The sequence below is a fragment of the Devosia sp. genome (assembly GCF_028290645.1).
Lineage (GTDB): Bacteria > Pseudomonadota > Alphaproteobacteria > Rhizobiales > Devosiaceae > Devosia_A.
The window spans coordinates 1-7468 of sequence record NZ_JAQGJL010000023.1; the positions used below are offsets into that span (position 1 = coordinate 1).

Genomic DNA, 7468 nt, shown 5'->3' on the forward strand with positions numbered 1-7468 from the left:
CGGCGCCTCGACCGCCAAGAACGGCATCGTCTGCAATGCCAACATCCCCACCGAGGAGGTGTTCACCACCCCGCACAAAGATCGCGTCGACGGCTGGGTGCACTCCACCAAGCCGCTGTCGCACAACGGCACGCTGATCGAGAATATCGAGGTGAAGTTCGAAGCAGGCAGGATCGTTTCGGCCAAGGCGACGAAGGGAGAGGCCGTGCTCAACAAGGTGATGGACACCGACGAGGGCGCGCGGCGAATCGGGGAGGTGGCGCTGGTGCCGCATTCGTCGCCGATCTCGAAGAGTGGGGTGCTGTTCTACAACACGCTGTTCGACGAAAATGCCGCCAGCCACATCGCGCTCGGCCAGTGCTATGCCGACTGCTTCATCGGCGGCACCAAGCTCAGCCAGGAGGAAATCGCGGCGCGCGGCGGCAACAAGAGCCTGATTCATATCGACTGGATGATCGGCTCGGGGCAGATCGACATCGACGGCATCAAAGCCGACGGCAGCAAGGTGCCGGTGATGCGCAAAGGCGAGTGGGCCTGAGATATCGAGGTTTGCCGGGCGACATGCTCAGCAAGCCTTAACCATCGGCGCGGTTTCGGGGGCAAGGGCGCTGTATCGTGATCGATACACAGGCGCCGATTAACATTTTAGCGGCCCTGCCCCGGCTAGCATCCGTGCGGGGTGAGGACCGCATGCCTAGCAAGACGACTTCATCGAAGGCGGCAACGATAAGCCGGCGCGCCGAGATATCGGTCGAGACGCTGCGCCAGGTCACCAGCGCCGCCGGCATTTCGGTGTGGACCTGGCACGAGGCGAGCGACCAGGTGTTCCACGCCGCGGCGAGCGTGGTGAGAGGCAGCGACCTCGAGCAGGGCGTGCCGCTCGGCGCTACGCTGGCGCGGATCCACCCCGACGATCGGACGCGGGTCCGGCGGCGGCTCAGGATATCGGCGCAAACCGGAAAGTCGGGAACCTTCCGTTTTCGGCGTGACCCCGCCGCCGGGCCGATCCGGCATTTCAACGCCACCTATTTTCCGCTTGCACCCGGCGAGGTGCAGATCATCGTCCTCGACGCGACGCGCGCCATACAGGCCGAGCAGGCGCTGCGCGAAAGCGAGGCCTTCGGCCGCTCGATCCTCGAGGCGAGCACGATGGCGATCGAGGTGCTGGACACCGAGGGGCGGCTGATCTTCATGAACGGCCCGGGCATCGAGATCATGGAGGTCGACAGCTTCCGGGCGATCAAGGGGCTGCCCTTCGATCGCTTCTGGCCCGCCGCTGAAAAGCGGATCGTGCGTGCGGCCATCGACGCAGCACGGCAGGGCGAAACGGTTCGGCATATACTGTTTGGTCCCACCGCCAAGGGCACAGCGCGCTGGTGGGACATCTCGCTGTCGCCGATCCGTGACGGCGACGGCAAGGTGGCGCGGCTGCTGGCGCTGTCGCGCGACGTCACCGAGGCCAAGCACAACGAAGTCGAGGTCGAGAGCGGGGCGCGGCGACTTGCCAACGTGCTTGAAAGCACGATGGACAGCGTCATCAGTGTCGACCGGGACTGGCGCATCACCTATCTCAACCGCCGGGCGATGAGCGTGTTCCCCGAGGCGCTGGGTCCCTATGTGGGGCGCGACGTGCGCCATCTCTTCGATGTCGAGGAGGCCGCGCCGTTCTTCCGGCACTACGCGACGGCGATGGCGAACCAGACCGATATCGCGTTCGAGGACTATCTGCCGAGCGCCGGAGCGTGGTTCGAGATCCAGGCGTGCGGGACGGCCGAGGGTCTCATCATCTTCTTCCGCGACGTCACCGAGCGCCGCAAGGCGCAGGAGCAGATCGCGCACCTCGCGCGCCACGACACGCTGACAGGCCTCCCCAACCGCATGCATTTCCTCGAGGGGATGGATGCGGCACTGGGCCGGCTGCAGGGCGACGAGACGCTGGCGGTGCTGTCGATCGATCTCGACGACTTCAAGCTGGTCAACGATACGCTCGGGCATCCGGCCGGCGATGCGCTGCTGCGCGAGGTGGCGGAGCGGCTCAACCGCTGCGCCGGGGAGCACGACCTGATGGCGCGGCTCGGCGGTGACGAGTTCGCGCTGCTGCTGTTTGTGCGGGAGCCCGAGGATGCGGCGGTAGGGGCGCAAGCAATCCTCGCGGCGCTGGCGGCGCCGTTCGAGATCGAAGGCGAGACGGTCAGCATCGGCGCCAGCATCGGCATCACCATTGCGCCGCGCGATGGCCGGACGGCGGACAGCCTGCTGCAATATGCCGATGTGGCGCTTTATCGGGTGAAGGGCGACAAGGGGCGGGACTTCCGCTTCTTCGAACCGGCCATGGACGAGGCGCTGCGCCAGCGCCGCGAGATGAAGCGGGACCTGTCGCTGGCACTGTCACGGGGCGAACTGTCGGTGGCCTACCAGCCGCAGATCGATATCGGCAGTAACCGGCTCACCGGCTTCGAGGCGCTGCTGCGCTGGACCAGCAGGGCGCACGGCTCGGTGTCGCCGATGGTATTCATCCCGCTGGCCGAGGAGAGCGGGTTGATCGATACGATCGGCGCCTTCGTCTTGCAGGAGGCATGCGCCGAGGCGGCGCGCTGGCCCGAGAACATCTCGCTGGCGGTGAACCTGTCGCCGGCACAATTCCGCAGCCATGGCGTGGTGCGGGCCGTATCGGACGCGCTGCAGCGCACCGGGCTGAAGCCGGAGCGGCTCGAACTTGAGATCACCGAGTCGGTGCTGTTCGACGAAAGCGCCGAGGGGCTGGCGGCGCTGGCAGAGCTGCACCGGATGGGCATCCGCGTGGCGCTCGACGATTTCGGCACCGGGTATTCGTCGCTGAGCTATCTGCGCCGCTTCCCGTTCGACAAGATCAAGATCGACCGCTCGTTCATCGCCGACCTGCCGGGCGCCGACGACTCGGCGGCGATCGTCAGGGCGATCATCGGGCTCGGGCGCTCGCTTAAGACGCGGGTGACGGCGGAGGGCGTCGAGACCTGGGAACAGCTGCTGATGCTGCGCGCCGAGGGCTGCAACGAGGCGCAGGGCTACCTGTTCAGCCGGCCGCTGCCGCAGAGCCAGGCGCGCGCGCTGGCCGCGACGGGCCTCGTTGCACAGCCGAGTGCCGCCCAAAGCTTCCGGCGGCAGGGTTAGAACTTCGCGTTACACACCAATACTTAACGACAATAAGTCTAGTTTTTCCGCCAAATATCCTTCCTGCCCGTCACGGACCTCCCATGTTCGACAAGCAGCTGATCGCCACGCCAGCGCCATCGCTCGCCGAGGTGGAGCCGATTCCGGCGCTTACCGATGCCGAGAGGGCGCTGCAATTGTACGAGCAGCACGAGCGCTACGGGCAGTGGAAGGTGATCTTCCCGGGTACCGTGGTGCTGTCGGACCGGGTGGCCGGGATGTACGGCCTCGTGCCCCAGGGCCCGGTGCCGCTGCAGGACATGGTGAAGCTCTACATCCCCGAGGATCGCGGCAAGCTGCTGACGCTGATCGCGCAGGCGCTGCAGGACCGGCGCGGCTTTCGCTGCCGGCTCAGGGTGGAGCGGCGCGACGGACAGCTGAGGATGATCGAGACGATCGCGGACCTGAGGGTACGCGACGGGCGAGTGACCGAACTGTTCGGGGCGAGCCGCGACGTGACGCAGGACATGGAGCGTGAGCTGCAGGTGCAGGGCCGTCTGAAGCTGGTGCAGGACCTCGTTGGCGATATGCCGGCGCCGATCGCGGTGCTGGACGATAAGTTGAGGGTGCTCGACTGCTCCATCTACTGGCTGAAGGCGCACCGTTTCATCGAACGGCGCGAGGTGATTGGGAAGACGCTCATGCAGCTCTTCCCGGATATGCCGCCCGAGCAGTCGGCAGAGTACGAGGCGGCGCTGAAGGGCCAGGCGGTCAAGGCCCGCCGCAGCTTCATGAGCCCGACCAGTGGCACGGCGGTGCAGTTCAACACGCTGATCAGCCCGTGGTATGTCGGCGACCGCAGGGTCGGGGGCATTACCGTTACCGTGGGCTGGTCGGAGATCGCGGTGAGCAAGGGCGCGGCACCATCGGCCCCGATCGAGGATTTCGACGGGTCGTTGCTGGATTTGCTGAAGACGGTGGTTTGAGGGGGTTGACCCGCGGCCGGCGGGTGCGGACCCCCACCCCTATCCCCTCCCCCTAGGGATGGGGAGGCAGACCCTCCCACGAGCGCCGGTGCTTTGGTCTTCCTTGCGCCCGTTCTACTTTTCCCCGATTGAAGCGGCATGAACCTGCCGCCCCTCCCCATCGACGAGGCCCTGCCCCGGCTGACGGCCGCTCTGGAGGCCGGGCCCTATGCCGTGCTGGTGGCGCCGCCGGGGGCGGGGAAGACGACGCGGGTGCCGCTGGCGCTGCTCGAGGCAGGCTGGCGCGGTGACGGCAGGATAGTGATGCTGGAGCCGCGGCGGCTTGCGGCGCGGGCGGCGGCGCGGCGGATGGCGCAGACGCTGGGGGAAGAGGTTGGCGGGACCGTCGGCTATCGGGTGCGGCTCGATGCCAGGGTGACGAACCGGACGCGGATCGAGGTGGTGACCGAGGGCGTGTTCACCCGGATGATCCTCGATGACCCGGAGCTCAAGGGCGTCGCGGCGGTGCTGTTCGACGAGTTCCATGAGCGGAGCCTGGACGCTGACCTGGGGCTGGCGCTGGCGCTCGATGCCGCGGCGCTGCGGGACGACCTCCGTGTGCTGGTGATGTCGGCGACGATCGATGGGGCGCGGGTGGCGGAGCTGCTCGACGGGGCGCCGGTGATCGTCTCGGAGGGGCGGGCTTTTGCGGTCGAGACGCAATATCGCGACCGCGACCCGCTGGTGCGGATCGAGGAGCAGGCGACGAGCGTGGTGCTGGAGGCGCTGCGGGGGCAGCCGGGGTCGGCGTTGGTGTTCTTGCCCGGGCAGGCCGAGATCTCGCGGGTGGCGGAGCGGCTGGCGGGGCGGGTCGCGGCGGATACGGATATAGCACCGCTTTATGGGCAGCTGACGCCGGAGGAGCAGGACCGGGCGGTGCAGCCGGCGCCGAAGGGGCGGCGCAAGGTGGTGCTGGCAACTTCGATCGCCGAGACGTCGCTGACCATCGAGGGGGTGCGGATCGTCGTCGACTCGGGATTGCGGCGCGCGCCGGCTTATGAGCCGGCGACGGGGCTGACGGTGCTCGAAACGCGGAAGGTGTCGCGGGCTGCGGCGGATCAGCGGCGGGGGCGCGCCGGGCGTACCGAGCCGGGGGTGTGTTACCGGATCTGGGGCGAGGGGCAGAATGCGGCGCTCGCGGCGTTCGATGCGCCGGAGATGCTGGAGGCGGATCTTTCGGGGCTGGCGCTCGATCTTGCGGCCTGGGGGGTGAGCGATCCCGGGCAGCTGAAGTTTCTCGATCCGCCGCCGGGGCCGGCCTGGAACGAGGCGGTGGCGCTGCTGCGCGGGCTGGAGGCGCTGGACGGCGAGGGGCGGATTACCGCCGAGGGCAAGGCGCTGGCGCGGCTGCCGCTGCATCCGCGGCTGGCGCATATGGTGCACCGCGCCTCGGCCGAGGACGATGCGCTGACGGCGGCCGAGCTGGCGGTGCTGTTGGGCGAGCGGGGACTCGGCGGGGATGGGACGGATTTGGCGCACCGGCTGGAGCGGTTCGGGCGCGAGCGGGGCAAGCGTGCCGACGAGGCGCGCGGGCTGGCGCGGCGCTGGGCCGGGATGGTGGGCAATACCGGGTCGGGCGGCGAGGTCGGGCGGCACCTGGCGCGGGCCTATCCCGATCGCGTGGCGCAGCAGGCGGGGGCGCGGGGGCGGTTTCGGCTGGCGAATGGGCGCGCCGCGAGCCTCGAGGAGGCCGATGCGCTGGCGGGCGCGCCGTATCTGGTGGTGACCGACATCACCGGGGCGGCGGCGACGGGGCGCATTCGGGCGGCGGCGGCGATCGAGCGCAGCACGATCGAGGAGCTGTTCGCGGCAGAGATCGTCGACGAGGTGACGATGGCGTTCAACCGCGGCTCGCGCAGCGTGCGGGCGCGGCGGGTGCGGCGGCTGGGGGCGCTGCGGCTCGACGAGGCGCCGGTGGCGGTGAGCGATCCGGTGCTGGCGGCGGAGGCGCTGGCGGCGGGGGTTGCGGAGCTCGGCATCGGGGTCCTGCCGTGGACCAAGGAGCAGAAGGCGCTGACGGAGCGGGCGAGCTATCTGAGGGCGACGCTCGGGGAGGAGTGGCCGGATCTTTCGGATGCGGGGCTCGCGGCGGATGTCGGCTGGCTGGTGCCGCAGCTGGTGGGGCGGACGGGAGTGGGCGAGATCACGGTCGACGATCTGGGTGGGGCGCTCGAGGGGTTGTTGCCGTGGGGGCGGCGGCAGGAGATCGAGCGGCTGCTGCCCAGTCATTTCGATGCGCCGTCGGGGTCGCGGCTGCCGATCGACTATGGGGCGGAAAACGGGCCGGCGCTGGAGGTGCGGGTGCAGGAGCTGTTCGGGCTCGACCGGCATCCGAGTGTCGCGGGTGGGAAGGTGCCGCTGCTGCTGGTGCTGCTCTCGCCGGCGCATCGGCCGATCCAGACGACGCGGGATTTGCCTGGGTTCTGGCGGGGGAGCTGGAAGGAGGTGGCGAAGGATCTGAAGGGGCGGTATCCGCGGCATTATTGGCCGGAGGATCCGGTGGCGGCTGTGGCGACGGCGCGGGCGAAGCCTCGGGGGACGTAGGCTCGTCGATGGGCTGGTGGTTGTGGACCCCCACCCCTGTCCCCTCCCCCTAAACATGGGGAGGGAGACCAGAACATTGCGTTCGGTGTTGGCGTCTCCCTCCCCTTCTTCAGGGGGAGGGGACAGGGGTGGGGGTCGGATCGCGCCGGAGCTTAGGCGGGCCCCGCCGCCCTGAGCACAGCCAAAAACTCCGCGCCATAGCGCTTCAGCTTGCCCTCACCAATTCCCGGGATGGTGCCGAGTTCGGCCATGGTCTGGGGGCGTTCCATGGCCATGGCGCGCAATGTGGTGTCGTGGAAGACGACGTAGGGCGGGACGCCCTGGGATTTGGCGAGTTGGGCGCGTTCGGAGCGGAGGGCTTCGAAAAGGGCCTGGGCCGGGCCCGGGAGTTGCACGGCGTTCTGCAGGGCACGGCGGGTTTCGGTGGCTTTGCGGGGGCGGTCGCGGCGCAGCGTGATCTTGCGCTCGCCCTTGAAGACGGCCCGCGAGTCCTCCCCGAGGTGGAGGGCACCGAAGGCATTGTCGACGGTGAGGAGGCCCATGGCGGTCAGCTGGCGGAGCACCGATTGCCAGGAGCGCTGGTCGAGGTCCCTGCCCTGCCCGAACACCGGCTGGTTCTCGTGGCCGAACTGGGTGACCCGGTCGGTGACCTTGCCCAGCAGCACGTCGATGATATGCCCGCCGCCGAAGCGCTGGCCTGTCCGGTAGACGGCGGCCATGGCCATGATGGCGGCATCCGAGCCTTCCCAGGAATCGACAGGCACGAGGCA

Annotated in this window: 5 protein-coding genes; 4 read left to right on the forward strand and 1 reads right to left on the reverse strand. The window is 68.8% G+C overall.

The genetic code is table 11. From position 1 onward, the window contains the following. The 4 genes from JWQ89_RS01450 to hrpB all read left to right on the forward strand — a co-directional run. Positions 1-538, forward strand: a 538-nt coding sequence (locus JWQ89_RS01450; protein WP_299637783.1) for an aminopeptidase, incomplete at its 5' end; no start/stop codon positions are given. A gap of 152 nt (positions 539-690) precedes the next feature. Further along, a complete protein-coding gene (locus JWQ89_RS01455; RefSeq protein ID WP_299637785.1) occupies positions 691-3150 on the forward strand; it encodes an EAL domain-containing protein in 2460 nt (819 codons plus the stop codon). A gap of 83 nt (positions 3151-3233) precedes the next feature. After that, on the forward strand, positions 3234-4115 hold the full coding sequence (locus JWQ89_RS01460) for a PAS domain-containing protein (RefSeq protein ID WP_299637787.1): 882 nt from the start codon (positions 3234-3236) through the stop codon (positions 4113-4115). A 138-nt stretch (positions 4116-4253) separates the two neighbouring features. Beyond that, positions 4254-6698 carry an ATP-dependent helicase HrpB gene (gene hrpB, locus JWQ89_RS01465; protein ID WP_299637789.1) on the forward strand — a complete coding sequence of 815 codons (2445 nt, stop codon included), beginning with the start codon at positions 4254-4256 and terminating at the stop codon, positions 6696-6698. A gap of 152 nt (positions 6699-6850) precedes the next feature. Here hrpB and JWQ89_RS01470 read toward each other — a convergent pair. Continuing rightward, positions 6851-7468: RQC domain-containing protein (locus tag JWQ89_RS01470; RefSeq protein ID WP_299637791.1), on the reverse strand; the 618-nt coding region annotated here is incomplete at its 5' end.